Origin of the sequence: Yersinia sp. 1252 StPb PI (assembly GCF_048593885.1) — a bacterium.
Classification (GTDB): domain Bacteria; phylum Pseudomonadota; class Gammaproteobacteria; order Enterobacterales; family Enterobacteriaceae; genus Yersinia; species Yersinia enterocolitica_E.
In genome coordinates this window covers 15,419-41,865 of the sequence record NZ_JAZGQE010000022.1, presented here as the reverse complement: position 1 = coordinate 41,865, position 26,447 = coordinate 15,419, and the positions used below count along the sequence as shown (strand labels likewise).

Genomic DNA, 26,447 nt, shown 5'->3' with positions numbered 1-26,447 from the left:
AGTTCTGATATCGTGGCTCATTCATTGAATGTATTGAACTGGCGTGCTTTGGCTCCTGGTATGGCGTCGCAAGAGCACTGGCTTGCCTGGGCACAGGAGGAGGCACTCCCGGCGACATGGCAAGGGGATTTACCCAAGTCATCGCATATCCCTATGATGTCCGCTAGAAGAATGAGTACAGGCAGCCGACTAGCCGTTGAAGCGGGGCTTTCGTTACTAGAGGAAGACACGGCTGATATGGCGATATTTACCAGTCGCCATGGGGAATTAGAGCGCACTTATAAAATATTGCAATCCCTCCATCAGCAGCAGAATATTTCGCCAACAGATTTTGCTATGTCAGTGCATAATACTGCCTCCGGTTGGTTAACTATCATGGCGAGCAATACCATGCCAGTGACGTCTCTTGCCGCAGGCATAGATAGTTTTCAACAAGGTATAGTCGAAGCTATGGGGATGCTGGCTTGCGGCGCTGAGCGTGTGTTATTGGTCGATTTCGATGGAGTAATGCCTGATTTTTATCATTCTCAGACTTCTCCAATAGGGTTGCCCTATGCCTTGGCATTAGTGTTAACCACCGGCGATGATTTACAGTGTGAACGTATTTCTAAGATTGATGTTAATAATTCTGAATTGCCTCAGGGTCTTAGTTTTTTACGTAATTGGTTGAGCAAAAAGGGTTCTTTCGTTATACAAGGCCAGCATAATAATTGGCACTGGAGTCAGTGATGGACAGCTCTCTTGCAGTACAAACTGCACCTCAACATTCTTCTTTGCTAAATCGGTTATGGCGAGTGGCTGCAACCGGTTTTTGTTTTGCACTTTTTGGCCTGGGTGGGCTGTTATTATCTATTCTATGGTTTACCTCTCTGCGCCTAATTGTTCGCTCTGAAGTAGTGCGTAACCAGATCACTCAGCAAAGTATTCGTTATAGTTTTCAACTGTTTTTGCGTATTGCTAAATTTCTGGGTGTTTTTGATTATCAAATAGAAAATAATGAGCTGTTTTGTGAGGACTCGGGGTGTCTGATTGTTGCTAACCATCCTAGCTTATTAGATTATGTGCTGTTGGCAGCACACATGCCAAGATGTGATTGTATTGTCAAAGAAGCATTGTTAAATAACATATTTGTTTCCGGTGTGATTAAATCCGCAGGATACTTAGTTAATGCTGAATCGGATAAATTATTAGCACACTGTAAAGCGCGTTTAGGCCGAGGGGGAAGTATCCTTATATTTCCTGAAGGGACCAGAACAACCGCAGGTTGTGCCCTGAATTTGCAACGAGGAGCGGCGAATATCGCGCTACATAGTGGGTGTGATATTCGCGTAGTATATATTGATTGCAACCCACCAATGCTGACGAAAGAACTAAAATGGTATAATATACCGCCGGTAAAACCTCAATTTAATATTATTGTTCAAAATAAAATCAATAGTAATGACTTTATTCAAGATAGCGATTTATCGTTAGCACTTGCTGCACGACGACTTACTAAACATTTAACCTGCGCATTAATGCCTGAATCTAAGAGAAAGAGTTAATGGAATTACTAAGTTGTGAGATTAAACAGCTAATTATTGATGCCCTAAATCTGGAAGGTATGTCGGTGGATGATATTGACTCACAGGCTGCATTATTTGGTGACGGTTTAGGTTTAGATTCAATCGATGCGCTAGAACTGGGATTAGCACTCAAAAACCGATATAGCGTTGTACTCTCTGCTGAGAGTGAAGATATGCGTCAGCACTTTTATTCGGTAGAAACGCTCGCGAAATTTATTTCTCAACAGCGTAACTAACAGGATATTGTCATAATGGAAAAACAAGAAATTTATCAGCAAATTACAGCTCTTCTGGTTAAGCTTTTTGAAATTGATGAAGCTGACATCAAACCAGAATCACGGCTTTATGAAGAGTTAGAGCTAGACAGTATTGATGCTGTCGATCTGGTTGTACATTTGCAGAAAGTGACGGGTAAAAAAATAATGCCGGAAATGTTCAAATCCGTTCGAACGGTTCAAGATATTGTCGATGCCGTCGATAATTTATTAAACACCAAGTCGTAAATGGTGAAATCAGGTGACAGCTAATCAGCGTAATTTATTCATTGGTCGCCTGACTGTTTTGCTCAAAATCCTCACCGTTATTGCACTTACAGCCTACCCACTGGCGGTATGGTTTGGTTTGTCGCGCTGGGGAATGCAGGTATTAGCGCCAATATTGTTATTAATGTTTACATTGCGCCTCGTTACCGTGCGCAGCAAAATTAAGCAACAACTTTGGTTAGGTAAAGCGCTGGCGCTTGCTGGCATCATTCTGTCTTTGGCAAGCTGGGGTTTAGGCAAGGCGCAGTGGTTGTTGTTTTATCCTGTCGTGGTAAACATCATTTTACTGATGCTGTTTTCCTATTCTTTATTTCGCCCCCCACCCATCATTGAAAGATTGGCAAGGCTGTCCGAGCCTGAATTATCTTCCCGAGCGGTGGCTTATACCCGAAAGGTGACACAGGTATGGTGCGGATTTTTTGCAGTAAATGGCACCATTGCTGTGGCGACCTGTTTATACGGCAATATGCATATATGGGCTTTATATAACGGTGGCTTGAGCTATTTACTTATTGGTTCTTTGATGGGTCTGGAATGGATAATCAGGAAAAGGGTTCAACAGCAGTAAATCTACCCATGGCGAATTGGTTGGATCATTCTCGGGATGATGGCCTGGTTATCGCCATGTGTGGCGCAAAGATCATAACCTTGAGTCAATTCAGGTGCGATGTTACCTATCTATTTAATAAAATTAATTTTTTACCCAACCAGCGCTGGGCATTATGTTTTGAAAATAGCTATTGGTTTACTGTTGCACTGCTGGCTACGCTGTATTGCCAAAAAACGCCGGTAATTTTCGGCCATGCACGTGAGGCCGTTCTCAAAGAGCAATTGCATGAGTTTGATGGCCTGCTGACGGATCAATTACTGAATCTTGCCTGTCCAAGCGTTATAGTCGCAAGCCATGCCTCTAGTGAGGCTGCCTATCATCCACTACCTGATTGGCCTTCTGCTGCGTCATTAATCCTCTTCACCTCAGGTTCTACGGGGGCTCCCAAAGCAGTCGTTAAATCTGTTGCGAGTTTGGATACCGAAAGCCATTGGCTGGCTGTTCAATGGGGAGGGCGTTTTGATAGAAAGAATAACCCATTAATTGTTGCGTCGGTGTCTCATCAACATTTATACGGGCTGACTTTTCGTATCTTTTTACCCCTCTCGCTGGGTATTCCCTTTCAGGCTGAGTTGATTGGTTATCATGAACAACTTCAGTCACTACCTGAATCTTGCTCACCGATATTTATCAGCAGTCCGGCATTTTTAAAGCGCATGGATACAAAATTGTCGCCGATTTTGTGTCGACAGATATTTTCCGCTGGCGGGCCGCTCGGTTATCAGGATGCGCAATCTACCTTAAATACACTGGGTACATTGCCAACAGAGATTTATGGTGCCACTGAAACCGGTGTTATTGCTTATCGCCACCAATCAGCACCTGAACAAGCATGGCAGTTTTTCTCCGGTGTCAGTTTGGACATCAACAGCGACAATACTTTCACTGTTTACTCTGCCTTGATACCTGAATCAACAGGTATACCAATGAGCGATATTATTGAGCTATCTGATAACCGGCAGCGTTTTTATCTGCTGGGGCGTAAAGATCGAATAGTTAAAATAGAAGAGAAGCGTGTTTCACTCACCGAGATAGAACAGCGCTTAATATCACTTCCTGAAATTGCAGATGCGACGGTATTGGTCTTAAGCCAAAACGAAAGAGTGAACATAGCTGCTGTTGTGGTATTGACCGACACAGGTAAAGAGCAACTTGCAGCCGCGTCATTGAGGGCTTTTACTCAACGCTTACGCAACACTTTGCGTCACTGGCTTGAGCCGGTCTCTGTTCCTCGTCGTTTACGTGTGATTGATGTTATCCCGCTGAATCCACAAGGGAAGCGTGATTATGCCCGCTTACAGGAGCTATTCTTATGATGTTGCCCGTCGTCGTCAGTCAGCAAATAACAGGTGATCACTTTGCCAGCATCGATCTCTTATTACCTGCTGATTTACTGTGGTTTAGTGGTCATTTCCCCACCTGTCCAATATTGCCCGGAGTCGCACAAATCAATTGGGTTATGCACTACGCCAATCAGCTACTGGGTCAGTTGCCGGTCGTGAGAAGTATCGATGTCGTAAAATTCCAGCGGCCACTGATGCCTGATGATGAAGTCACTCTCGTACTTAATTGGGAACGAACAAATCATAAACTGATGTTTAAGTACCTTGTCCATGGCGAAATAACTGCCAGTAGTGGAAAAATATCCCTATGTCAGTAACCACTTTCGCACCGTGCGTGGTTATCCCTTGTTTCAATCATGGTGAGACTATGGCGGGTGTTTTATCTCAGTTGGCTATGTATCAATTGCCGTGTCTGATAATTGATGATGGCAGTGATGTTGATACTGCCAATGAGCTAACACGCCTGGCGGCGAAATACCCGTGGGTGGTGCTAATAACACAACCCGAAAATCGGGGGAAGGGGCATGCCGTTCTGAATGGATTGAGCGTGGCACAAAAGCAGGGTTACAGCCATGCGCTACAAGTCGATGCTGATGGTCAGCACCAATTATCTGATATTCCAATAATGCTGCTCGAGGCGGAGAAATACCCCCATCATTTGATTTCAGGGCGGCCGGTTTACGATGAGTCAGTACCGAAGGCGCGGCTTTATGGCCGCTATATCACCCACTTCTGGGTATGGATCGAAACCTTATCTCTGTCGCTGAAAGACAGTATGTGTGGTTTTCGCGTTTATCCGATTGCCGAAACACAGGCTTTGGCTGCCCGGCACCCATTGGGTGTGCGAATGGATTTTGATACTGAGGTGATGGTGAGATTATATTGGCAGGGAACTGAGAGCCGGTTCTTGCCAACACAGGTCACCTATCCCGCAGAAGGTATTTCACATTTTGATGCGCTGCATGACAACTTACGTATTTCGTGGATGCATACCCGGCTATTTTTTGGCATGTTGCCGCGTATTCCTGCGTTGCTAAAGCGTAACATGCAAAAGCCCGAGCACCATTGGTCCCAGACGAAAGAACGCAATGGTTTGTGGGGGATGCGCTTGATGTTACGCAGTTATAAAATTCTGGGGCGCACAACTTTTAACCTGTTGTTATATCCTGTTATTGGCTATTTTTGGCTTACCGGTCATCGTCAGCGCCAGGCATCAAACCATTATTTACAACAGCTTACGGCTTTCGCCAAACAGAAAAATCACCCCTTACCGGCATCCTTAAACAGCTTCCGCCATTTCATGCGGTTTGGTGAGTCGATGCTCGATAAACTGGCGAGCTGGCAAGGGGATTTAGTGATGGGTAAAGATGTGGTTTTGGTTGGGCGTGAGCGCTGTGAGGCACAAATTGCCAGCCGTCAGGGGGCGCTAATTCTGGCATCGCATTTAGGTGATATTGAATCTTGTCGTGCTTTGGCTGAGCTATCTGTTGGTGTAAAAGTTAATGCATTGGTCTTTACCCAGCATGCCGCCCGTTTTAATCAGGTCATGCAGGAGATTAACCCACACGCACTGATTAACCTTATCCAGGTAACCTCAATTGGACCTGATACCGCCATTTTATTGCGCCAGAAGCTGGATGAAGGGGAGTGGGTCGCGATTGTTGGTGACAGAACCTCCGTTAGCCCTTATCAACGAGATAACCAACCAAGAGTCATTTGGAGCACCTTCTTAGGCCACCCAGCACCTTTCCCGGTTGGGCCGTTTGCGTTAGCTGCGGCATTGCGCTGCCCGGTGTTTTTGATGTTTGGTTTAAAACTCGGCGGGCAAGGGAAGTTGGCTGCACCATCAGGTGTTATTGATCCCGCATCTGCTGCCCGATTACATGTTTATTTTGAACCTTTCGCCGATCCATTGATATTACCGCGAGCAAATCGTCAGTCGGCATTGCAACAGGCAGTGGATAGTTACGCCGCCCGCCTGGAGCACTACAGTTTATTAGCGCCGCTCGATTGGTTTAATTTTTATGATTTTTGGCATTTAAACGATGAAAAGCCAAACCAAGGAAATCAGTGACATGAATTTACCCGATGACCCGCGTTTTACTACCCGGATAGTTCACAATATCCCGTTTCATGATATTGACCCTATGGGGGTGGTGTGGCATGGCAATTATTTCCGTTATTTTGAAATTGCTCGTGAGGCTTTACTGAATCAAATTGATTATGGCTACCGCGCGATGCAGGCGTCAGGCTATGTGTGGCCAATAGTTGATACGCGAGTGAAATACATTGCTCCGCTCGAATTTGAACAGCGTATTCATATTTGTGCCTCTATTGAAGAATATGAGAACCGCTTACGTATCGGTTACCAGATTTATGATGCGACCAGCGGGAAGCGCATGACAACCGGCTACACCATTCAGGTTGCCGTTAAAGCATCCACGAAAGAAATGAGCTTTGTTTCACCGCCGGTACTGCTGGAAAGAATGGGTATCGTCTCATGAAATCGATATTCACCGTTCTCTTACTGTGTCTAACTATCAGCGCTCATGCGGTAACGTTGGCATCATTACAACAACGATTCAGCGAACAACCGGTGTTGCGCGCCGAATTTGAACAGCAGCGCAGTATTAGTGGAATGAATAAACCTTTAAAATCAAGTGGTAATTTACTGATTTCACAGGATAAAGGGCTGTGGTGGTCACAGCAGCAACCTTTCGTTCTGACACTGCTACTCGACGATAAGCGCATGGTGCAAACCATGGCCGGCCAGCCTGCGCAGGTTATTACTGCTGACAGCAATCCGCAAATGTTCCAATTTAATCACTTATTAACGGCACTATTTCATGCTGACACATCGATTTTGGAGCAGAATTTTACCTTAGCTTTCACTGATAGTGGCCAGGATCGTTGGGTGTTAGTGCTCACCCCGAAAACCACGCCATTGGATAAGCTCTTTAAAAGCATCACGTTGCACGGTCAATATTTTCTGGAAACTATCGATATTGAAGATATGCAGGGAGATGGGACCCACATCCGGTTTTTCAACCAATTAACTGAACCTAAGATACTGAGCCATGCCGAACAGCAGCTTTTTGCGCACTGATTGCCATCGAAAACTGGCTATCGGCTGGTTACTTATCTGTTTGCTGTTACTGGCAACATTACTCTGGCTGATCCCGCGTAGTCAGATTAACAGTAGTGTCTTGGCACTATTGCCCAAGCAGGAGTTGACTGGCGTACCTGTCGAATTAACCGCAGGGTTTAATCAGCGTCTGGATCGCCAATTAGTGTGGCTGGTTAGCCCAGCAGAAGACCAATTGGCTCCGGTGAACTGGTGGTTGCAGCAGTTACAAACAATGCCTGCGCTGCATCAGGTCAGTGGTGAGATGACTGCTCAACGTTTACAGGAGTGGGGCGCCTTTTTCTTTCAGCATCGTAATGTATTGTTGGATGAGGCTACCCGTCTGCGATTAAGCCATGGTGGAGCGGCGCAGGCTCAGTGGATATTGGGGCAGGCGTATTCGGCATTTGCTGGCGTGAGTGGTAAAGAGTTGCAGTATGATCCTTTACTGCTGGTTCGTGGCTCTCAGTTAGCGCAACAACAAAACAGTGGGGCATTAGGTATCAGTAAGGGCTGGCTGGTGGCGAAAGATAGCCAGGGCCGCCCATGGTATTTGATTCACGGTGAATTACGCGCTTCATCTTATGATATGGCCAGTGCCCGTAGCACCGTTGAGTCATTGGCTGAATTAAAGCAGCAGCTTCAGCAGCGTTGGCCCGGTACTGAAGTCTTGGAACGCGGCACGCTTTTTTACAGTAATTACGCGAGTCAGCAGGCTGAAAGTGATATCTCGACCATTGGTTTGATCTCCGTCGCCGGTGTATTCCTGCTGATATTGATAATGTTTAAATCGCTATTGCCACTCGCCTTATGCCTTTTATCAATAACTATTGGGGCATTGGCTGGGGCGGTTGCCACGTTACTGGTTTTTGGCGAAGTCCATGTTATGACGCTGGTATTGAGTGCCAGTATCATTGGTATTTCAGCGGATTACACGCTTTATTACCTGACAGACCGCATGGCACACGGTGGTCAAACGACGCCATTGGAGAGCCTGGCAAAACTTTTCCCAGCCCTGTCAATGGCGCTACTCACCACCGTAATTGCCTATCTGATTCTGCTTATTGCGCCTTTCCCTGGGTTGCAGCAATTGGCTGTTTTTGCCGCCGCAGGGCTAACCGCCGCCTGTATCACGGTGATGTGTTGGTATCCGATATTGGCTAAACGGTTGCCGGTGCGCCCGGTTCCGCGCCTAAAGCTTATTTATCTGTGGCTAGAGAGTTGGCAAAACAACCGAATGTTACGTTTAGGCTTGCCGGCCCTGATTGCTATTTTGACTATCAGTGGGTTAGCCACATTAAAAATTAATGACGATATCAGTGAATTGCAGGCGATGCCGCGTGAGTTCCAGCAACAGGAACAGCGCATTGCGGCACTTACCGGCCAGCACAGCGACCAGAAATGGTTCGTTGTGTATGGTGATAATGCTGAGCAGGCATTGCAACGTCTGGAGCAATTCTCACCACAGCTATCACAGGCGAAAAAGGCTGGATGGATTGAAAGTTATCGTGTGTTGCCGTTGCCATCATTATTGCGGCAGCAACAAAATCTGGCATTACTTGAGCAAACCGCGCCAACTATTATCCACCAATTGCAACAGGCGGGTATTAGCGTTTCTCTGCCAGACTTGCCAGCACAAGGCAACCAGAAGACATGGGTGACCCCGGAGCAATGGCTTGGCTCGGTGGTCAGTGAGGGCTGGCGATTGCTTTGGCTCTCATTGCCTGATGGGCGCACGGCGATGTTGGTGCCGGTAAGTGGTGTCAGTAATCCGGCGGCACTGCAACAGTTAGCGGAGTCCGTGCCAGGAGTAACTTGGGTTGACAGGAAAACAGAGTTCAATGCGCTGTTTTCTCTTTACCGTGCCTATCTATCATGGTTGTTACTCATTGCAGTGGTTGCTATAGCTGTAGTCTATTGCTGGCGCCTGGGTCTGCGTCGCGGCCTCTATTGTGTGGCACCGACGATACTTTCATTGGGGATGGGGCTGGCGGTACTTTCTCTTACCGGCCACTCGTTAAATCTCTTCTCGTTGCTGGCATTAATATTGGTTCTGGGGATTGGCATCAATTATACCCTGTTCTTTACCAATCCCCGAGGGACGCCTAGCACGTCAATGTTTGCTATTTTTATGGCGGTGTTCACCACGCAACTGACTTTCGGCATGCTGGTATTTAGCCACACCCAAGCCATCAGTAGCTTTGGCATTGTGCTGAGCAGTGGTGTGTTTACAGCCTTCTTATTAGCGCCTCTGGCGCTGCCCAAGCCAAAAGGAGAGCCGGGGTGAATTATAAACGCTGTGGGGTGTTACTCGTTTTAGCCTTATTGATTGTAGGGTGTGCCAGTTCGCCGGACCAAACACAGCCTAAAGCCTGGCTTAAGCCCGGAGTGCGGGTCGCTTTGCCGCCACCGACTTTGGCACAACCTATCAATCAGCAGCAATTACTGACCGCAACAGCGCAGGGGAAGCAGCAGTCATTATTAGTGTTGCTTCAGGCTGATGGGCAGCGCTTAACCTTGGTGGGGCTGTCGCCGCTTGGGATCCGCTTGTTCAAGGTTTCCTATGACCTGCAAGGTATTCATTTAGAGCAAACCATGAAAATTGTTGGATTACCTCCAGCAAATCAGGTTCTTGCCGATATTATGCTGAGTTATTGGCCCATCACATCATGGCGTCCGTTATTACCCGAAAATTGGCGGCTGGTGGATGAAGGGGATACACGCAGACTCTATGATGACAAAAACCAAATAGTGACAGAGATTCGCTACCAGCTATCAGGTAACACCCGTAAGCCTATCACTATTGAGCAATTTGTCTTTCACTACCGTATTACTATCCAAAATGTGGAGGAGTAACAGCGATGGTCTATTTCTCTGCTGTTGGCATGGTTAATGCGTTAGGCAGCTCATTGTCTGAAGTGAGTGCGAGCCTTAGTGCCGGGTTAGCCCCAGGCATGGCCCCCCAGCAAGGGTGGCTCTTGGGTGATTCCCCGATTTGGCTGGGGGCCGTGAATACTGAATTGCCTACTTTGCCCGAGCCACTTTCGCAGCACAATAGCCGGAATAATCGCCTGTTGTTGGCGGCATTGTCGCAGATTCAACCTGAGGTTTCCGCATGCATTCTTCGCTATGGTGTATCACGGGTTGCTGTGATTATGGGAACCAGCACCTCAGGTATTTTTGAGGGGGAACGGGCGGTTAGAGAATATCAGCCTGGTTCTGGTGACGTCGCCGGGCAGTTTCCGCCAGGGTATCACTATCAACAGCAGGAGTTAGGCGATCCTGGCATCTTCCTCTCGCGTTATTTGGGGCTGAATGGCCCGAGTTATACCGTGTCTACGGCTTGTTCTTCCAGTGTACGGGCGATTATCAGCGGTAAGCGTTTGATCGAGTCTGGAATAGTCGATGCGGCGATAGTCGGTGGCGCTGACAGTTTATGTCGTATGCCCATCAATGGTTTTCATAGCCTGGAGTCACTTTCAGCTGAGCGTTGTACCCCTTTTGCCGCCGAGCGCCAAGGGATCAACGTGGGTGAGGCAGCGGCGTTGATTTTATTATCACGTGAACCTTCACCTGTAGCGTTACTCGGGGTTGGGGAGTCCTCCGATGCCTGGCATATGTCCGCCCCCCATCCTGAAGGGCATGGGGCGGAACAGGCTATCAGGATGGCATTACGTCAGGCAGAGTTGCAGCCCGCTGATGTGGGCTACATCAATCTGCATGGCACGGCGACGCGGTTAAATGATCAGATAGAAGCGCAGGTCGTGAATAGGGTTTTTGGTCATCAGACACCTTGTAGTTCAACTAAACATCTTACCGGGCATACGCTGGGGGCCGCTGGGGCCACAGAGGCGGCACTCAGTTGGCTGATATTGAGCCGGACTCTACCCTTACCAGTACAAGATTTTTCTCATGCTTCTTGGGATACTACTTTGGCCGAGATTAATTTGGTCACCAAGCCGGAAGTACTTAAAACCCCGGTTATTTTGTCGAACTCATTCGCTTTTGGTGGCAACAATGCGTGTGTGATATTAGGAGCCGGCTGATGGCGTATTCCGCTGAACATTACCTCCCACATCAATCACCAATGGTGATGCTGGATAACGTCCATTGGGTAGGGGAGGACGGGGCTGAATGCAGGGTCACCTTGAGTAAGCATGGGGTGCTTGCGCCGTTCCTCGATGCTCAGGGCTGCCTCCCCAACTGGTTTGCTATCGAATTAATGGCACAAACTATCGGCGTGTGGCGTGGCTGGCATGGCTTGGCGCAAGCGATACCTCCCACGATAGGGATGCTACTTGGTGGGCGAGCTATCAGCTGTGAATTACCGGCATTTCCTGCGGGTAGCGAACTTCAGGTTTGTGTCCAGTTAATCCTGCAAGATGAAAAAATTGGCAGTTTCGAGTGCAGTATCAACATGGCTGGAAAGCAGGTTGCTCGTGGTCGGCTAAATACTTATCAGCCAGATGCCGAAGAAATAAAAAAACTCACATTGGGGAAAGGCGCATGAAGCGTTCTGTTTTAGTCACCGGGGCCAGCAAAGGGATCGGGCGGGCCATCGCACACCGTCTGGCTGCGGATGGTTTTTTAGTGGTTGTTCATTATCACCAAGATCTTACTGGCGGTGAAGCGACACTGGCTCAGATTATTGAGGCGGGTGGTGAAGGGCGCTTGATCTGTTTTGATATCAGCGACAGGCCGCAGTGTAAAGAGGTACTCGAGCAGGATATAGCCACTCATGGTGCTTACTACGGTGTGGTGAACAATGCTGGTATCACGCGTGATGGTGCATTCCCAGCATTGACGCAAGAGGATTGGGATGGCGTCATTCATACCAATCTGGACAGTTTCTATAATGTGTTGCACCCCTGCGTAATGCCGATGATCGGTTTACGTAACGGCGGGCGCATTATTGCGCTTTCTTCGGTCTCCGGTGTGATGGGGAATCGTGGTCAGGTGAATTACAGTGCGGCTAAAGCGGGGATTATCGGGGCTTGTAAGGCTCTGGCGCTGGAGTTGGCTAAACGCAAAATTACCGTGAATTGTATTGCACCTGGGTTGATTGATACTGGCATGATCAATATGGAGCCTATCGCGCTGCAAGAAGCCATGCGGATGATCCCACTTAAACGGATGGGAGAGGCTGAAGAGGTGGCTGGTTTAGCCAGTTACCTGATGTCAGATATCGCCGGTTATGTCACGCGTCAGGTGATTTCAATTAATGGAGGAATGGTATGAGCAGCAGGATGGTTGCCATCAATAGAGTTGTGATTACCGGCATGAGTGGGGTCACTGCCTTTGGCAATAACTGGGCGGATATTTCAGCACGTATTTATGCCGGTCAAAATGCGGTGCAATACCTGCCGCAGTGGGAAGAATATCAGGGGTTGAATACCCATTTAGGTGCGCCGATTGATGATTTTGTGGTGCCCGCACATTACACCCGTAAACGCATCCGCTCGATGGGGCGGGTATCCTTATTGGCCACCAGAGCCACTGAGCTGGCGCTAGAGCAAGCGGGTCTGATGGGGGAAGATGTACTTACCAATGGGGATACAGGGATTGCCTATGGCTCTTCTACCGGTAGCACTAAGCCGGTGAGTGAATTTGCCACAATGTTAACCGAAAAACACACCAACAATATTACCGGCACCACCTATGTGCAAATGATGCCGCATACAGCGGCGGTGAATACTGGGCTGTTTTTTGGGTTGCGCGGGCGGGTTATTCCTACCTCAAGTGCTTGTACGTCAGGTAGTCAGGCAATTGGTTATGCCTATGAAGCAATCCGTCATGGCTACCAGAAAGTGATGGTTGCTGGTGGTGCAGAGGAACTGTGTCCTTCCGAGGCGGCGGTATTTGATACCTTGTTTGCTACTAGCCAGCTAAATGATTCACCAAAATTATCACCAAGGCCATTTGATCGCCAACGTGATGGCTTGGTTATTGGTGAAGGGGCTGGCACGTTGATTCTGGAAGAACTGGAGCACGCCAAAGCACGTGGTGCCACTATTTACGGTGAAATCATTGGTTTTTATACTAATTGCGATGCTAGCCATATTACTCAACCACAAAAAGAGACCATGCAAATCTGCATTGAAAAGGCGTTACTAAGCTCGGGCCTGGCTGCCGCTGATATTGGCTATATCAGTGCTCATGGTACCGCGACTGAACGTGGCGATATTGCAGAAAGCCAGGCTACGGCGGCTGTTTTTGGTAACCGGACCCCCATTTCCTCTTTGAAAAGTTATTTTGGTCATACCCTAGGGGCTTGCGGTGCTCTTGAAGCCTGGATGAGTCTGGAGATGATGCGGGCCGGGCGTTTCGCACCAACCATTAATCTAACTGACCCTGATCCTGCCTGTGGTGACCTGGATTACCTGATGGGCGAGGGGCGTTATATTGATACCGAATTCTTCCAGACAAATAACTTCGCGTTTGGCGGCATTAACACCTCATTGGTGATCCGTCGCTGGCCGTAACCGCCATTGCTTTCCTCATTGTTGATTTTTTATCAAAAGTATTGTGTTGAATATGGCATTTTTTGGCAATAAAACTCTGGGCATAATCAGTTCAGATTTTTACCGGGTGGCTCGGGTAAATGGCCCCCGGTAATCAGCCAATTTTAAACATGTCTAAGCACGATAAAAATTCAAAATGAGGAATTACTATGAGCGTACCTGCATTCGGCCTGGGAACTTTTCGTCTTCAAGATCAAGTTGTTATTGATTCAGTGAGTCAGGCATTAACCGCGGGCTATCGTGTTATCGATACCGCACAAATATATGAAAATGAAGCAGCTGTTGGCCAAGCTATTGCGCAAAGCGGCATCCAGCGTGATGAGCTATTTATCACCACTAAGATTTGGATTGCTAACTTAGCGCAGGGCAAGCTCATCCCTAGCCTGCAAGAGAGCTTGCAGAAGCTGAGAACAGACTATGTGGATTTAACATTGATTCACTGGCCTTCGCCAAACGATGAAGTACCCGTCGCTGAATTTATGGCTGAATTAGTGAAAGCCAAAGAGCTGGGCTTAACCCGGCAGATTGGTATTTCTAACTTCACCATCGATTTAATGAAACAGGCCATTGCGGCGGTGGGGGCCGAGGCAATTGCTACCAACCAAATCGAACTGTCACCCTTATTACAGAACGGTAAGGTCGTTGAATTTGCGAAAGAAAATGGCATAGCGATCACTTCTTATATGACGCTGGCTTATGGTAAAGCGCTAGAAGAGCCCGTGATTAAAACGATTGCGGAGCAACATGGTGCCACTCCCGCTCAGGTGATTTTAAGCTGGGCGATGCAACTGGGCTATAGCGTGATCCCGTCATCGACCAAAGCCGCTAATCTGGCCAGTAACATGTTAGCGCAGGAATTGCGCTTGAGTGCCGAAGATATGGCACTGATAGCGTCGTTGGATCGTGGTGAGAGGTTAGTCAGCCCTGAAGGCCTGGCACCTGCATGGGATTGATCACGCTTTAAACCATTATCTGAACCACCCTATGTTGGGTGGTTTTTTATTTTGCTGGGAACATTTGTGCCAGACGTTCATTGATAAAATCAATAAAACAACGCAGCCGGTTACTGACGGCCTGATCACTGTAATACACCGCATTAATCGGCATAACGACGGGTAGAGTCTGTTCTACCAGTAGCGGCACTAAGTCCCCGCGTTGTAGATCGCCTCTGATCATGAAATCCGATAAGCAAGCAATGCCATTTCCCTCAAGGCAAAGGCGGCGTTGCGTCTCCCCATTATTTGACGTTAAATCTGAATTTATTTCATAAAGTTGCCCATCAGCACCTGCGAGCGGCCAACGATTTAACACCGGTAAATCATTGAACCCCAGACATAAATGATGCTGTAAATCAGCCACCGTTTGTGGGGTGCCATGTTGCTTTAGGTAGGCCGGTGAGGCCAAAATATGGCGGTAACTGGTCATCAGCTTTCTGGCACGTAAGGTTGAGTCCTGTAACGTGCCGACCCGAATAGCAATATCAACCTTTCTTTCAATTAGGTTAATAAAGGTTTCTGACGAAACCAGTGATAATGTCACCAACGGATAACGCTGACGAAACTCCGCCATCAGCGGAGCCAGAATGTGCAACACCACTGGAGTAGAAGCATCGATACGCAGCAATCCTTTGGGATTTAACTGATTATCGAGTATCTCGTTTTCCGCAGTGGCCATTTCCCGCAGAATATTTTGCACTCGCCGAAAGTAGTGCTCGCCTTCTTGTGTCAGGCTGATTTGCCGGGTTGTGCGATTTAACAGCGTCACCCCTAGCTTGCTTTCGAGTTTTTTTACTGTCCGGCTGACGACTGAATTAGCTTGATCGAGTTGCTCTGCCGCACGGCTAAAACTGCCACATTCCACTACGGTAACAAAAGTAATCAGTTCATCTGAATGCGCTTTCATTGTTGCCACTCCAGCAAAAATATTTTGATATTTTGAGCATTTTTGTCATTTAACCATAGGTACATAATAGCCGCTATCAAATTGACCCGTATTTCTGGAGTAATTATGCCGCTTGCATTATGGGCACTGACCATCAGTGCATTCGCTATTGGTACCACTGAATTTGTGATTGTCGGGCTGGTTCCGACCATCGCAGAACAACTGGCAGTTTCTGTGCCATCCGCCGGTTTATTAGTTTCAATCTATGCATTGGGCGTTGCTATTGGTGCTCCAGTGTTAACCGCATTAACCGGGCGCATACCGCGTAAAATGCTATTGATTGGCTTGATGGTCTTGTTCACCCTGGGAAACTTATTAGCCTGGCAATCACCTGGTTATGAGACTCTGGTTGTTGCTCGTTTACTCACCGGTCTGGCCCACGGTGTGTTCTTCTCGATTGGTTCGACTATTGCTACCAGTTTGGTGCCAAAGGAGAAAGCGGCGTCGGCGATTGCTATTATGTTTGGTGGTTTAACGGTGGCACTGGTGACTGGGGTTCCGCTCGGGACATTTATCGGCCAGCATTTTGGCTGGCGGGAGACTTTCCTTGCGGTGTCACTGATTGGGGTCATTGCCATTATTGCCAGCGCCATTTTGGTTCCCAGTAATATTCCCAATAAGGCTTCAGCCAGTATAAAGCAGCAACTACAGGTGCTCACCCACCCACGTTTACTGCTGATTTATGCCATTACCGCCTTGGGATACGGTGGTTTCTTCACCATGTTTACTTTCCTCGCGCCAGTGATGCAAGAGCTGGCAGGATTCTCACCTGCCGCAGTGAGTTGGATCTTACTGGCGTATGGGGTATCGGTCGCTATCGGCAATATCTGGGGCGGTAAACTCGCAGACCGCCATGGTGCAGTACCTGCTTTGAGTTTTATTTTTACCGCACTTGCTGTCTTACTGTTTGTTTTCCAATTCAGTGCCAACCACAGTATTGCGGCATTAATTACGTTGCTGGTCATGGGGATTTTTGCCTTTGGTAACGTCCCCGGTTTACAAGTTTATGTAGTGCAGAAAGCGCAAGAATATACGCCACATGCCGTTGACGTTGCTTCGGGCCTGAATATCGCGGCGTTTAATGTCGGAATCGCGTTAGGATCGATTATTGGTGGGCAGACAGTTATCCGGGTTGGGTTGGCTCAGACCCCTTGGATCGGTGGCGTGATTGTTATTGGTGCGCTATTACTGGTGACACTGAGTGGCAAGCTGGATAAGAAGCACCCACGGCAAGTTGCTGTCAGCTAAATCCCTGCCAGTATCTATTGAAGCCCGCGATTGTGGGCTTCTTTGTTAATAGCAGGCTTATTAGTGCATTATGAATCACATAGATTGAATCTCTGCTTGTGTATCCCAACATCAGAATAATATCGTGGCTAAAAGAAATTACTGACAGCAGCATCTGGGCGTATAATCAGTGAACTACCGGCTGTTGTTACCTCTCGAGCCAGAGTGATTTCGAATAAGGAATAGGCCATCAAAGTGCCGAAACGAACATATGCCATGCGATATGTTGCAGGTCAACCGGTTGAACAAATCTTCCCAGGTTCTGCTAAGCAACTGGGGCTGGGGTTACCGCCAGGCGCGCCATTGCCGACATCTGAATTTTTGCGGGTGATGGTGTGGAATATCTTTAAGCAGCAGCGGGCGCAATGGCTCTCGGTGCTCAAAGAGTTCGGGCGTGATACTCAACTGATGTTACTGCAAGAAGCACAAACAACACCTGAGCTGGTGCGGTTTGCTACGTCTCACTATCAGGCGGCCGATCAGGTTCCTGCCTTTGCACTGCCTCAGCACCCTTCAGGTGTGATGACGCTTGCAGCCACCCATCCGGTCTACTGTTGCCCCCTGCGTGAGAGAGAGCCGTTACTGCGGTTGTCTAAATCGGCCTTAATTACTGTTTACCCAATCCATGACGGCCGTTTATTGATGGTGGTGAATATTCACGCGGTGAATTTCAGTCTTGGTGTTGATGTTTACAGTAAACAACTCGAGCCCATTGGGGAACAAATCGCGATGCATCGTGGCCCGGTGATTCTGGCGGGGGATTTTAATGCCTGGAGCCGACAGCGGGTTAATGCTTTACAGTGCTTTGCCCAAGTGGTGGGGTTAGCTGAAGTTGAATTCCGGGCTGATAACCGTAGCCGTGCGTTTGGCCGACCGCTTGATTTTGTCTTTTATCGGGGTCTTACTCTGGCAGATGCATCGGTATTAGTGACTCGAGCCTCTGATCACAATCCACTGCTGGTTGAATTTCAGCCATAAAAAAAGCACCCCGAAGGGTGCTTTTTAACAGCTTTAATCGCGATTCTGACTCTACGTATCCGGGGTCGATTTGCCGTTAACGAACAACGTCAATTTCAAGCCTGGTTGTAAACTATTAGCCTTGCTGACTACCGAATTCCATCGCATCACATCGTCGGTGTTTACACCGTGACGCTTGGCAATACTGGCAAAAGAATCACCTTTACGAACCTGATAGGTGATGCTGTTGCTGGTCGTTGTATTGCTTGCCAGTTGCAGGGTTTGCCCAACTTTTAAGGTGCTCTTGGCACGTAAGTTGTTCCAACTCTGCAAATCGCTGGTCTTGATATTCAACCGCTTGGCAATCGTAGATAAGGTATCACCGGAGCGAACTTTATACTGCGAACCTGATGCTGATTTTGAGCTGTTCTGTGCCAACTTGGTTGGTTGAACGGCGGCAATATCAGTATCTGCCAATGAATCTTTAAGCTGCTCAGCATGGGCCTTTGGCAACATAATATAACGAGGACCATGTCCATCAGGTGCCGTTACATTGCGCTTATACCCAGAATTAAAGGATTTCAACTTAGTAAGTGACATCCCCGCCATCTCAGCCGCCTGAGTTAGCTGTATCTGCTGACCTACATCAACACGTGCTAATGCACGGTCTTTGTCGGGTTCTGGCAAGTTTATACCGTACTTTTTGCTGTTCTTGATTAAATCACCCAAGGCCAGCATTTTTGGAACATAAATTGACGTTTCACGTGGAAGCGACAATGCCCAAAAATTGGTCGGTTTACCCTTTGCCTTATTAGCTTTCACCGCTTGCATGACTCTGCCTTCACCACTGTTATAAGCAGCGACTGTTAACAACCAGTCACCGTCAAACATTTTGTTCAGGCGCTCCATCATATCAAGCGCTGCTTTGGTAGAAGCAACCACATCTCTGCGGCCGTCATACCATTGGTTTTGTTTCAAGCCATAGTTTCGACCTGTACTCGGCACTATCTGCCATAGCCCTGCGGCGTTGGCGGATGATGTCGCGTGTGGGTCAAAAGCGCTCTCCACTATGGGTAGCAGTACCAGTTCCATCGGCATTTTACGTTTCTTAATCTGCTCGACTATCAGGTACATGTACGGCTCTGCCCGTAATGTTACATCGTGGAGATAGCTCTTATTTCTTAAGTATTTTTGCTTTTGTTCACGGATCCGGGAATTTTCCGGAACCTTCATCTTCAGCTCGTCGCTAATGAAGTTCCACAAATCTTGCTGCGCGAGGCCACTTTCACTATCAAGCCATCGCGCGCTGCCCTCTCGGACGCTATTTGTGTACTCTCCTGCTTCACTCTCTTGACCTGCTGAAGACAAACTCTGCGCATGCTGTACGGGAACCTGTACGTCCTGCTTGGACGTCTGGCACCCAACAAGCAAGACTGAGGCGAGAAATATCGCTTTGGTCTTCATGTGTGTGTCAATGTCAGTTGCTTAAAAGACGACCAATCATACTTTGCTTCGACAAAAAACACAACTAAAAGCTCAGAAGCGGTCTTTCTGGGCGCGTAATTCGGAAAAAACTGAAGCAAGTGAGTCTGGTGGCGAGATAACGCCTATTTTCCTTTGTAAATCAATGTCATCACAACGTAAAAAAACATTAATTTTACGCTCTAATTGCAATTTTACCGGCAAACTAGGTAGGTTTTTTGCCCGTAATTGCATGATTTGTTGTTGATATGTAGCAATATCTTGATCTGCGGGCAAAATGAAACGAGCAAACTTAAGATTTGCGAGAGTATATTCATGCGCGCTGCAAATTAAGGTTTCAGCGGGAAGCTGCGCCAGTCGTTGAATTGACGCATACATTTGCTCTGGTGTGCCTTCAAATAGTCTGCCGCAGCCGGCAGAAAAAAGTGTGTCGCCGCAGAAAAGATAAGGTTCGCTGTAGTATGCAATGTGCCCAAGGGTATGGCCAGGGACGGCAATAATGGTGTAGTTTTGACCATCAATTGTCAGGTGATCACCCCCATTTACGATAACTGTCGCACCTTTATTTGCTGTTTCCTGCGGACCATAGACGGGAATATTAGGAAAATGGCGGTGTAATTGTGCCACACCACCGACGTGATCGTTGTGGTGATGGGTGAGCAGGATGGCCTGAGGAGTGTATTGGCCTTGTGCCAGTGCAGACAGCACCGGCGCTGATTCACCCGGATCAACAATAACGCAGTGTTTTTGTGGGTTTGCCAATAACCAAATGTAATTGTCTTGAAATGCCGGAATACTGATAAGATTCATTGGATACCTCTTTTTTGTTGGCAACCGCTTGAGTGTGAAAGAAGATAATATACCCGTCATCTTTCAAATCGCAGGTGTATTGGCGGCTCCCGTTCATCCGCATCACTTACGGGGATTAGCTTATCGGGGTTCACTTACTTGCCACCTTCCTGCACCTTGAAATCTATTGGGTAGAAACATGAAACCAGCGCAAACACACCAACAGATCGATGCGCCCGCATCTTGGGCGGAGTTACCTTGGGGAGAGTATTACCGTGCGGCGCTTGAACAGCAATTACAACCTTGGTGGCCGAAGCTATTTGGTTTTCATCTGTTGAAAATAGGCCAGTTGAGTGCGGAAATCGCCAGCGATAAATGTGCTATCTCCCATCAGGTTAATGTGGGGGAACAAGGTACTAATATGCAGGTGCTGGCCAGCCCATACCAGTTACCTTTTGCTGAAAAGTCAGTGGATGCCTGTCTGTTATCTCATTCTTTAGCCTATGCCACTGATCCACATCGTATTTTGCGTGAGGCAGATAGGGTGCTTATTGATGACGGCTGGTTGATTATCAGTAACTTCAATCCGATGAGTGTGCTGGGTGCCGGCAAGCTGGTGCCAATATTACGCCAGCGCCAGCCTTATATTAGCCGAATGTTTACTCAGATGCGTTTGCTGGATTGGCTGAGTTTGCTGAATTATGAAGTTATGCATATGTCGTGCTTTCACGTTTTACCCTGGCATAAAGAAGGTGGGCGCTTTATCAGCACCCATCTACATGCGCTGGGGTGTGTCAGCCTGATTGTGGCCCGTAAGCGCACCATACCTTTAACATTTAATCCGATGAAGTTTGGTGCACGTAAGCCTTGGTTTAGCCGTGCGGTTGGCGCAACCAAAAGTTATCGCGACCAACCTTGATTCGGTGTGTGAAAGCCACTAATACCGTGGCAACGTCAGGTAAGAAGAGTTAGTTGGGGATATAACCAATATCGTCTTGTGTCGGTGAATTGGCCGCAAGGCGTGCCAGTTCATCGCAGCGCTCATTTTCAGGATGGCCAGCATGGCCTTTAACCCATTCCCATTGTACGGTATGGCCTTGGATTGCCAGATCCAGCCGTTGCCATAAATCTACGTTACGTACCGGTTTGCGGTCTGTGGTTTTCCACCCGCGCTTTTTCCAGTTGTGGATCCACTGTGTGATGCCCTGACGCACGTATTGGCTGTCAGTGCTGAGCGTCACGTGGCAAGGTGATGTCAATGCCTCCAAGGCGACGATAGCAGCCATCAACTCCATACGGTTGTTGGTTGTCAAACGATAGCCAGCACTAAAGGTCTTTTCATGTTGTTTGTAACGCATAATTGCGCCATAACCACCGGGGCCAGGATTGCCAAGGCAAGATCCGTCGGTGAAAATTTCTACCTGTTTAGTCATCTCTGGTAGACTCTTCCTATCTGTTTAAACGTTAAGTCTGACATAAACGAGCGCTATGAGCACTGGCAATATGCAAGTTACCCCGACCAGACAGATTGTTCTGGATACTGAAACCACTGGTATGAATAAGCTGGGCGTTCATTATGAAGGCCATCGGATTATTGAGATCGGTGCTGTTGAAGTGATCAACCGCCGTCTGACCGGCAGAAACTTCCATGTGTATGTGAAACCGGACCGTCTGGTCGACCCAGAGGCCTACGGTGTCCATGGTATCAGTGATGAGTTTCTGGCTGATAAACCCACATTTGCTGATATTACACCGGAGTTTCTCGCGTTTATCCGTGGTGCTGAACTGGTCATTCATAATGCGGTGTTTGATATCGGCTTTATGGATTACGAGTTCCGTATGTTGCAGCAAGATATTCCGAAAACGGAAACCTTCTGTACCATCACCGATAGCCTGTTATTGGCGCGCCGCCTGTTCCCCGGCAAGCGTAATAACCTTGATGCGTTATGTGATCGCTATCTGATAGATAATACCAAGCGAACGTTGCACGGCGCATTACTCGATGCCGAAATTCTGGCAGAAGTGTATCTGGCGATGACCGGCGGTCAGACGTCTCTGTCTTTCTCTATGGAAGGTGATCAGTCGCAGAATGATTCTTCTGAAAATATCCAGCGTATTACCCGGCCAGCATCTGCGTTGAAAGTAATTTATGCGGCTGAAGAGGAGTTGTCAGCCCATGAATCGCGTCTGGATTTGGTGATGAAGAAGGGCGGCAGTTGTTTGTGGCGGATGCCGCTTGAATCGGAAGATAGTGCAAATGCAGAATAAAATGATTTCCAGATGAAAAACTGCGCAACCGGCTTATTTTGCTGGAAAAAGTATTGACGAGATTGCATTCCATACGTAATATCCGTCTCGTTCTTAACCGGAACAGCAGCGTGGTGCGGTAGTTCAGTCGGTTAGAATACCGGCCTGTCACGCCGGGGGTCGCGGGTTCGAGTCCCGTCCGCACCGCCAACATTCAGAAGCCCTGAGTTATTGCTAACTCGGGGCTTCGTTGTATCTATACCCTTGGTACTTGAAGCCGCTGGGGGGCAAAATAATAGAACTCCCCCCTTGGGTAACACATCAATAAACCCATTTAGAATTTACTGCGTAGCTTTCGCATTACCTGCTTGCGCCGCTGTTTTTACCCAACCATCAAAGGTGGCCTGATGGGCCTGAATCCAACCATTCACATGACGTTCAATATCGGCATCTGACGATTCACCCGCGTGCATCCGCATGTTCTGAGCATTCACATCATTAATCGATAATTTCATGATAGAGAACAGCTTAGCGGCGGCCGGGTTAGCTTCAGCCCATTTTTTGTTAGCCACGATATGCATCACACTCGGTGGGAAGCCGTAGTTCGCACCGTTAGACAGCTTGGTGTCGATAGTTTTATCTGGCAGGGAAGAGAAGGGAACCTGCAACCATACTACGTCACGGCCCGGCACCAATACATCACTGACCCAATAAGGTGTCCAGGTGTAATACAGGATTGGTTTGCCTTCTTTGTAACGTGTAATCGTATCGGCAATCATCGCGGCATAGTTACCCTGATTATGGATAACGGTATCGCTCAGACCATAAGCTTTGATCTGATGATTTATCGGTGCTTCACAGCCCCAACCTGGGTTACAGCCGGTTAGGTCGGCTTTACCATCGTTATTAGCATCAAACAATTTGGCGATTTTCGGATCTTTTAGCTGCTCAATATTGGTAATGTGGTATTTATCAGCGGTTTTTTTATCGATCAGATAACCCTGTGCCAATCCTTCAATATAGTTACCCTGACGATAAAATTTGGCATCGCCACCGGCAGCATTATATTGGTCGTTATGCAGTGGTTCCCAATTTACCGCCAGATAGGTGGCATCACCTGCGCCGATAGTTGAATACGCGACGTTGTAATCTACCTCTTTGGTCGGTTGGACATCGTAACCGAGTTTTTCCAAGGCTTTATTGACCAGAGAGGTCTGGAAGGTCTCTTCCGAAATGGTACTTTGCAGCGGCTGGACAGTGATGCCTTTGCCCGGTAATTCTGCGGCGGATAACTGAGTGCTGATCAGTGTGGTGAGGGCCAAGGCCCAGATTCCTGTCGAACGCATAGTTGTTCCTTTTTAAGCTATTTTACTTGCCATTTTGAACGAGGACAGTGCTCATCATCCTTACGTACTGTATGTACGTTGCGGTGATTGCGCGCTGTCCATGTCCAAACTGCCTGCGACAATTACGCTTAAATTTGAGCGTAATAATTTGAAATTACTTAGTATTTCTAAAGGGTTTGGTGATAAGCCCAATCGGGCCGGCTGTATACCAGAGGCCAATGCCTTTGGTACGGCGATCGCGGCCTAATGATTGGGTCAGGCGGTCAAGGATGATCGCCAGAATCACAATACCGACACCACCGACTGCGGCCAGCCCCATATCAAGGCGGCCAATACCGCGCAGTACCATTTGACCTAAGCCCCCTACAGCAATCATCGAGGCGATGACTACCATCGACAGTGCCAGCATCAGGGTTTGGTTCACGCCTGCCATGATGGTTGGCATCGCCAGCGGTAACTGCACTTTGAACAGTAATTGGCGTGGATTGGCACCAAAGGATTCAGCGGCTTCGATAAGATCTTCTGGTACCTGTTTGATGCCCAAAATGGTCAGACGAACAATGGGTGGCAGCGCAAAGATGATGGTCACGACCACGCCGGGGACGTTACCGATACCGAACAGCATGACGATGGGTACCAGATAAACGAATGCTGGTGTAGTCTGCATGGCATCCAGTAACGGCCGAATTATACGTGCGGCATTATTACTGCGTGCCAGCCATATCCCCATCGGTAGCCCGATAAGAATACAGAAGAACAGCGAAGTCAGAACCAGCGCCAGTGTCACCATTGCTTGTGACCACGCACCGATAGCGCCAATAGCAACCAGTGATATCAGGGTTGCTACGCCCATTCCTAAGGTGGAGAACTGCCAGGCGATCAGCGCGAAAACCAGAATGGCGATCGGTGCTGGCATGCCCAGTAGCAGGTGCTGAAAGCCACTGAGAATAAAATCAACCGGCACACGAATACCCTGGAACAGGGGGCGAAAATTCAGCACAACCCAGTCGATACCGTGGGTGACCCAGGAATCCAGTGGCACCCAAGTGTTATGAAACGGATCCATCAGACTGAAATGCTCGGGAGCAGCGGCCGGAGTACTATTCAACCAATCGGTACTTTGTGTCGCAGTGCTCTGAACGGCCTGAGAAGCAACCTCATGGCTGGTACTGCTGGCGGCATGGCTACCCTCTGCCATGCTCGCTCCCCACGGGTCAACAGCGGCTGACAGTGTCTGAGGGGCGGTATCTGTTGCCGCCGGTGCTGCTGAAGCTGCCGCATCCGTCGCCCAAGGATTACTGTCTACGGGGGTACTGCTTTGAATTGGATCACTCATTTGGCGTCTCCTTATCTAAAGCCTGCAACAGCATGGCTTTGGAAATAATACCGATATAACTGTTGTCTTCACCGACCACAGGGACCGCACACGGGGCCTGGGCAACCAGTGAAATCAACTCACTGAGGGGCATATCTGCGGGAACCGGCGCTGGATCGGCCAGTAAGGCACTATCCAGCGACTGGCTCTCCGCCAAGGCTTTTTTCAGTGAATCTATCGATACCACGCCAATAAACTTCTGCCCGCGCTCCAGCACATAGCCATAATCGCGGTCTTCATCTTGAAGCAGTTTTAACGCTGAACGAGGGCCGAAACCCGGGGTTTTACGAATTAATGATACCGGGCGACGGCGCGCGATATCCTTGGCACTAAAGACGTGGCTGATATCGACGCCACGGAAGAAGGTGCGCACATAGTCATTAGCCGGATTATTCAGTATTTCATCCGGGGTGCCGACCTGTACTACTTCGCCGCCCTGCATAATGGCGATACGATCACCAATGCGCATGGCTTCATCCAAATCATGAGAGATAAAGACAATGGTCCTTTGATGTTTGGCCTGTAATTTGACCAGCTCATCTTGCATTTCTGTACGTATTAAGGGGTCTAGCGCTGAAAAGGCCTCATCCATTAATAAGATGTCAGGGTTATTGGCCATCGCCCGGGCTAAACCGACGCGCTGACGCATCCCGCCGGAAAGTTCATCGGGGTAGGAGTGGGCGTAGCTTTCCAGACTCACCTGACGCAGTGCTTCCAGCGCTTTGTCGTGACGTTCCTGCAAAGGGACGCCAGCCAGCTCCATACCGAATGCGGTGTTATCGAGAACATTCAAATGGGGCATTAATGCAAAGGACTGAAAGACCATACTGATCTTATTACGGCGTACGGTGCGCAGGGCACTATCAGATATTTTGGCAATATCTTCGCCATCGATCAGTACTTCTCCACGGGTGGGTTCTATCAGACGATTGAGAAGGCGTACCAGGGTGGATTTACCAGAACCGGATAACCCCATGATGACGAATATCTCGCCTTCTTCAATGGCCAGATTGGCATCTTTAACGCCAACGGACAAACCCGTTTTGGCAAATATCTGCTCTTTATTCTTACCTGATTCAAGCAGCTTAAAAGCCCGTTCTGGATGCTCACCAAATATTTTATATAGATTCTTTACTTCGAGTTTAATTGCCATGCAGCTGGTGTATTCCTCTGTCAATTTTGAATTATGTTTATTCGATCAATGTTATCCTGATGAAAAAATAGAGCGCCATATACCCTAACACAATGAGAATCTGAGACAACCCTCAATGTTCTTATAATCTGAATTGCAATAGTCCTTATCTCAGTATATATCTTT

At 48.1% G+C, this 26,447-nt stretch carries 28 protein-coding genes and 1 tRNA gene; 22 read left to right on the top strand and 7 right to left on the bottom strand.

Going from position 1 to position 26,447, the window contains the following annotated elements; genetic code table 11:
* Positions 1-12 precede the first annotated feature (12 nt).
* From V2A85_RS05735 to dkgB, 17 genes are all read left to right on the top strand, one after another.
* The gene (locus V2A85_RS05735) at positions 13-729 is read left to right on the top strand and encodes a beta-ketoacyl synthase chain length factor (protein WP_372559748.1); all 717 of its coding nucleotides are present in this window, start codon (positions 13-15) and stop codon (positions 727-729) included.
* On the top strand, positions 729-1,544 hold the full coding sequence (locus V2A85_RS05730; RefSeq protein WP_193784791.1) for a lysophospholipid acyltransferase family protein: 816 nt from the start codon (positions 729-731) through the stop codon (positions 1,542-1,544). The genes V2A85_RS05735 and V2A85_RS05730 overlap by 1 nt, the downstream gene beginning before the upstream one ends.
* On the top strand, positions 1,544-1,801 hold the full coding sequence (locus V2A85_RS05725; protein WP_083162977.1) for a phosphopantetheine-binding protein: 258 nt from the start codon (positions 1,544-1,546) through the stop codon (positions 1,799-1,801). The genes V2A85_RS05730 and V2A85_RS05725 overlap by 1 nt, the downstream gene beginning before the upstream one ends.
* 15 nt (positions 1,802-1,816) lie before the next feature.
* Positions 1,817-2,068, top strand: coding sequence for an acyl carrier protein (locus V2A85_RS05720; RefSeq protein ID WP_083162978.1), 252 nt, complete (start codon positions 1,817-1,819; stop codon positions 2,066-2,068).
* 13 nt (positions 2,069-2,081) lie between these two features.
* On the top strand, positions 2,082-2,675 hold the full coding sequence (locus V2A85_RS05715) for a hypothetical protein (RefSeq protein WP_420071032.1): 594 nt from the start codon (positions 2,082-2,084) through the stop codon (positions 2,673-2,675).
* 8 nt (positions 2,676-2,683) lie between these two features.
* Positions 2,684-4,033: an AMP-binding protein gene (locus V2A85_RS05710; protein WP_420071034.1), complete on the top strand. Its 1,350-nt coding sequence runs from the start codon at positions 2,684-2,686 to the stop codon at positions 4,031-4,033.
* The gene (locus V2A85_RS05705; protein WP_372559746.1) at positions 4,030-4,377 is read left to right on the top strand and encodes a hydroxymyristoyl-ACP dehydratase; all 348 of its coding nucleotides are present in this window, start codon (positions 4,030-4,032) and stop codon (positions 4,375-4,377) included. Before V2A85_RS05710 ends, V2A85_RS05705 begins: the two co-directional genes overlap by 4 nt.
* Complete coding sequence (locus V2A85_RS05700) at positions 4,368-6,134, top strand: glycosyltransferase family 2 protein (RefSeq protein ID WP_372559745.1); 1,767 nt, start codon at positions 4,368-4,370, stop codon at positions 6,132-6,134. Before V2A85_RS05705 ends, V2A85_RS05700 begins: the two co-directional genes overlap by 10 nt.
* Position 6,135: 1 nt before the next feature.
* The gene (locus V2A85_RS05695; protein WP_372559744.1) at positions 6,136-6,564 is read left to right on the top strand and encodes an acyl-CoA thioesterase; all 429 of its coding nucleotides are present in this window, start codon (positions 6,136-6,138) and stop codon (positions 6,562-6,564) included.
* Positions 6,561-7,166, top strand: a complete 606-nt coding sequence (locus V2A85_RS05690) for a LolA family protein (RefSeq protein ID WP_420071031.1) — start codon at positions 6,561-6,563, stop codon at positions 7,164-7,166. The genes V2A85_RS05695 and V2A85_RS05690 overlap by 4 nt, the downstream gene beginning before the upstream one ends.
* Entirely contained in the window at positions 7,138-9,471 is a 2,334-nt protein-coding gene (locus V2A85_RS05685; RefSeq protein ID WP_420071030.1) for an MMPL family transporter, read from the top strand. Before V2A85_RS05690 ends, V2A85_RS05685 begins: the two co-directional genes overlap by 29 nt.
* Positions 9,468-10,040: a DUF3261 domain-containing protein gene (locus V2A85_RS05680; protein ID WP_372559741.1), complete on the top strand. Its 573-nt coding sequence runs from the start codon at positions 9,468-9,470 to the stop codon at positions 10,038-10,040. The genes V2A85_RS05685 and V2A85_RS05680 overlap by 4 nt, the downstream gene beginning before the upstream one ends.
* A gap of 5 nt (positions 10,041-10,045) precedes the next feature.
* On the top strand, positions 10,046-11,230 hold the full coding sequence (locus V2A85_RS05675) for a beta-ketoacyl-[acyl-carrier-protein] synthase family protein (protein ID WP_372559740.1): 1,185 nt from the start codon (positions 10,046-10,048) through the stop codon (positions 11,228-11,230).
* A complete protein-coding gene (locus V2A85_RS05670; protein WP_372559739.1) occupies positions 11,230-11,694 on the top strand; it encodes a 3-hydroxy-fatty acyl-ACP dehydratase in 465 nt (154 codons plus the stop codon). The genes V2A85_RS05675 and V2A85_RS05670 overlap by 1 nt, the downstream gene beginning before the upstream one ends.
* Positions 11,691-12,422, top strand: coding sequence for a 3-ketoacyl-ACP reductase FabG2 (locus V2A85_RS05665; RefSeq protein WP_420071029.1), 732 nt, complete (start codon positions 11,691-11,693; stop codon positions 12,420-12,422). Before V2A85_RS05670 ends, V2A85_RS05665 begins: the two co-directional genes overlap by 4 nt.
* Before the next feature lie 8 nt (positions 12,423-12,430).
* On the top strand, positions 12,431-13,666 hold the full coding sequence (locus tag V2A85_RS05660) for a beta-ketoacyl-ACP synthase (protein ID WP_372559943.1): 1,236 nt from the start codon (positions 12,431-12,433) through the stop codon (positions 13,664-13,666).
* 188 nt (positions 13,667-13,854) lie between these two features.
* A complete protein-coding gene (gene dkgB, locus V2A85_RS05655) occupies positions 13,855-14,658 on the top strand; it encodes a 2,5-didehydrogluconate reductase DkgB (RefSeq protein ID WP_372559737.1) in 804 nt (267 codons plus the stop codon).
* A gap of 46 nt (positions 14,659-14,704) precedes the next feature.
* On the opposite strand, the gene yafC is transcribed toward dkgB, so the two are convergent.
* Complete coding sequence (yafC, locus tag V2A85_RS05650) at positions 14,705-15,607, bottom strand: DNA-binding transcriptional regulator YafC (protein WP_420071028.1); 903 nt, start codon at positions 15,605-15,607, stop codon at positions 14,705-14,707.
* Positions 15,608-15,712: 105 nt separating this feature from the next.
* Between yafC and V2A85_RS05645 the strand changes: the two genes are divergently transcribed.
* Together V2A85_RS05645 and V2A85_RS05640 are read left to right on the top strand one after the other, a co-directional pair.
* Positions 15,713-16,894, top strand: coding sequence for an MFS transporter (locus tag V2A85_RS05645; protein WP_420071027.1), 1,182 nt, complete (start codon positions 15,713-15,715; stop codon positions 16,892-16,894).
* A 234-nt stretch (positions 16,895-17,128) separates the two neighbouring features.
* Positions 17,129-17,911: an endonuclease/exonuclease/phosphatase family protein gene (locus tag V2A85_RS05640; protein WP_083163001.1), complete on the top strand. Its 783-nt coding sequence runs from the start codon at positions 17,129-17,131 to the stop codon at positions 17,909-17,911.
* 51 nt (positions 17,912-17,962) lie between these two features.
* Here V2A85_RS05640 and mltD read toward each other — a convergent pair whose 3' ends face one another.
* Together mltD and gloB are read right to left on the bottom strand one after the other, a co-directional pair.
* Positions 17,963-19,354: a murein transglycosylase D gene (gene mltD, locus V2A85_RS05635; protein WP_083163003.1), complete on the bottom strand. Its 1,392-nt coding sequence runs from the start codon at positions 19,352-19,354 to the stop codon at positions 17,963-17,965.
* Positions 19,355-19,426: 72 nt separating this feature from the next.
* Positions 19,427-20,182, bottom strand: a complete 756-nt coding sequence (gene gloB, locus V2A85_RS05630) for a hydroxyacylglutathione hydrolase (protein ID WP_372559734.1) — start codon at positions 20,180-20,182, stop codon at positions 19,427-19,429.
* 178 nt (positions 20,183-20,360) lie between these two features.
* Between gloB and V2A85_RS05625 the strand changes: the two genes are divergently transcribed.
* Entirely contained in the window at positions 20,361-21,080 is a 720-nt protein-coding gene (locus tag V2A85_RS05625) for a class I SAM-dependent methyltransferase (protein WP_083163007.1), read from the top strand.
* Between the two features lie 49 nt (positions 21,081-21,129).
* On the opposite strand, the gene rnhA is transcribed toward V2A85_RS05625, so the two are convergent.
* Positions 21,130-21,594 (bottom strand): ribonuclease HI, encoded by a 465-nt coding sequence (gene rnhA / locus V2A85_RS05620; RefSeq protein ID WP_050074222.1) that lies wholly within the window; start codon positions 21,592-21,594, stop codon positions 21,130-21,132.
* 70 nt (positions 21,595-21,664) lie between these two features.
* On the opposite strand from rnhA, the gene dnaQ reads away from it, so the two are divergent.
* Both dnaQ and V2A85_RS05610 read left to right on the top strand, forming a co-directional pair.
* A complete protein-coding gene (gene dnaQ / locus V2A85_RS05615) occupies positions 21,665-22,429 on the top strand; it encodes a DNA polymerase III subunit epsilon (RefSeq protein ID WP_420071033.1) in 765 nt (254 codons plus the stop codon).
* Positions 22,430-22,541: 112 nt separating this feature from the next.
* A tRNA-Asp gene (locus tag V2A85_RS05610) sits at positions 22,542-22,618 on the top strand.
* 131 nt (positions 22,619-22,749) lie between these two features.
* Here the strand turns inward: V2A85_RS05610 and proX are convergent.
* The 3 genes from proX to proV form a co-directional block, all read right to left on the bottom strand.
* On the bottom strand, positions 22,750-23,754 hold the full coding sequence (gene proX / locus V2A85_RS05605; protein WP_083163011.1) for a glycine betaine/L-proline ABC transporter substrate-binding protein ProX: 1,005 nt from the start codon (positions 23,752-23,754) through the stop codon (positions 22,750-22,752).
* 154 nt (positions 23,755-23,908) lie between these two features.
* A complete protein-coding gene (proW, locus tag V2A85_RS05600; RefSeq protein ID WP_420071026.1) occupies positions 23,909-25,090 on the bottom strand; it encodes a glycine betaine/L-proline ABC transporter permease ProW in 1,182 nt (393 codons plus the stop codon).
* Positions 25,083-26,282 carry a glycine betaine/L-proline ABC transporter ATP-binding protein ProV gene (gene proV, locus V2A85_RS05595; protein ID WP_083163015.1) on the bottom strand — a complete coding sequence of 400 codons (1,200 nt, stop codon included), beginning with the start codon at positions 26,280-26,282 and terminating at the stop codon, positions 25,083-25,085. The genes proW and proV overlap by 8 nt, the downstream gene beginning before the upstream one ends.
* Positions 26,283-26,447: the final 165 nt, after the last annotated feature.

Excerpts from the sequence above, each read along its gene's own strand:
- V2A85_RS05670 (WP_372559739.1), top strand. The coding sequence starts at position 11,230 with ATGGCGTATTCCGCTGAACATTACCTCCCACATCAATCACCAATGGTG.
- V2A85_RS05625 (WP_083163007.1), top strand. The coding sequence starts at position 20,361 with ATGAAACCAGCGCAAACACACCAACAGATCGATGCGCCCGCATCTTGG.
- V2A85_RS05725 (WP_083162977.1), top strand. The coding sequence starts at position 1,544 with ATGGAATTACTAAGTTGTGAGATTAAACAGCTAATTATTGATGCCCTA.
- dkgB (WP_372559737.1), top strand. The coding sequence starts at position 13,855 with ATGAGCGTACCTGCATTCGGCCTGGGAACTTTTCGTCTTCAAGATCAA.
- V2A85_RS05685 (WP_420071030.1), top strand. The coding sequence starts at position 7,138 with ATGCCGAACAGCAGCTTTTTGCGCACTGATTGCCATCGAAAACTGGCT.
- V2A85_RS05695 (WP_372559744.1), top strand. The coding sequence starts at position 6,136 with ATGAATTTACCCGATGACCCGCGTTTTACTACCCGGATAGTTCACAAT.
- V2A85_RS05710 (WP_420071034.1), top strand. The coding sequence starts at position 2,684 with ATGGCGAATTGGTTGGATCATTCTCGGGATGATGGCCTGGTTATCGCC.
- V2A85_RS05730 (WP_193784791.1), top strand. The coding sequence starts at position 729 with ATGGACAGCTCTCTTGCAGTACAAACTGCACCTCAACATTCTTCTTTG.
- V2A85_RS05705 (WP_372559746.1), top strand. The coding sequence starts at position 4,030 with ATGATGTTGCCCGTCGTCGTCAGTCAGCAAATAACAGGTGATCACTTT.
- V2A85_RS05690 (WP_420071031.1), top strand. The coding sequence starts at position 6,561 with ATGAAATCGATATTCACCGTTCTCTTACTGTGTCTAACTATCAGCGCT.
- gloB (WP_372559734.1), bottom strand. The coding sequence starts at position 20,182 with ATGAATCTTATCAGTATTCCGGCATTTCAAGACAATTACATTTGGTTA.
- V2A85_RS05665 (WP_420071029.1), top strand. The coding sequence starts at position 11,691 with ATGAAGCGTTCTGTTTTAGTCACCGGGGCCAGCAAAGGGATCGGGCGG.
- yafC (WP_420071028.1), bottom strand. The coding sequence starts at position 15,607 with ATGAAAGCGCATTCAGATGAACTGATTACTTTTGTTACCGTAGTGGAA.
- V2A85_RS05675 (WP_372559740.1), top strand. The coding sequence starts at position 10,046 with ATGGTCTATTTCTCTGCTGTTGGCATGGTTAATGCGTTAGGCAGCTCA.
- proW (WP_420071026.1), bottom strand. The coding sequence starts at position 25,090 with ATGAGTGATCCAATTCAAAGCAGTACCCCCGTAGACAGTAATCCTTGG.
- proX (WP_083163011.1), bottom strand. The coding sequence starts at position 23,754 with ATGCGTTCGACAGGAATCTGGGCCTTGGCCCTCACCACACTGATCAGC.
- rnhA (WP_050074222.1), bottom strand. The coding sequence starts at position 21,594 with ATGACTAAACAGGTAGAAATTTTCACCGACGGATCTTGCCTTGGCAAT.
- V2A85_RS05660 (WP_372559943.1), top strand. The coding sequence starts at position 12,431 with ATGGTTGCCATCAATAGAGTTGTGATTACCGGCATGAGTGGGGTCACT.
- V2A85_RS05720 (WP_083162978.1), top strand. The coding sequence starts at position 1,817 with ATGGAAAAACAAGAAATTTATCAGCAAATTACAGCTCTTCTGGTTAAG.
- proV (WP_083163015.1), bottom strand. The coding sequence starts at position 26,282 with ATGGCAATTAAACTCGAAGTAAAGAATCTATATAAAATATTTGGTGAG.
- V2A85_RS05700 (WP_372559745.1), top strand. The coding sequence starts at position 4,368 with ATGTCAGTAACCACTTTCGCACCGTGCGTGGTTATCCCTTGTTTCAAT.
- dnaQ (WP_420071033.1), top strand. The coding sequence starts at position 21,665 with ATGCAAGTTACCCCGACCAGACAGATTGTTCTGGATACTGAAACCACT.
- mltD (WP_083163003.1), bottom strand. The coding sequence starts at position 19,354 with ATGAAGACCAAAGCGATATTTCTCGCCTCAGTCTTGCTTGTTGGGTGC.
- V2A85_RS05645 (WP_420071027.1), top strand. The coding sequence starts at position 15,713 with ATGCCGCTTGCATTATGGGCACTGACCATCAGTGCATTCGCTATTGGT.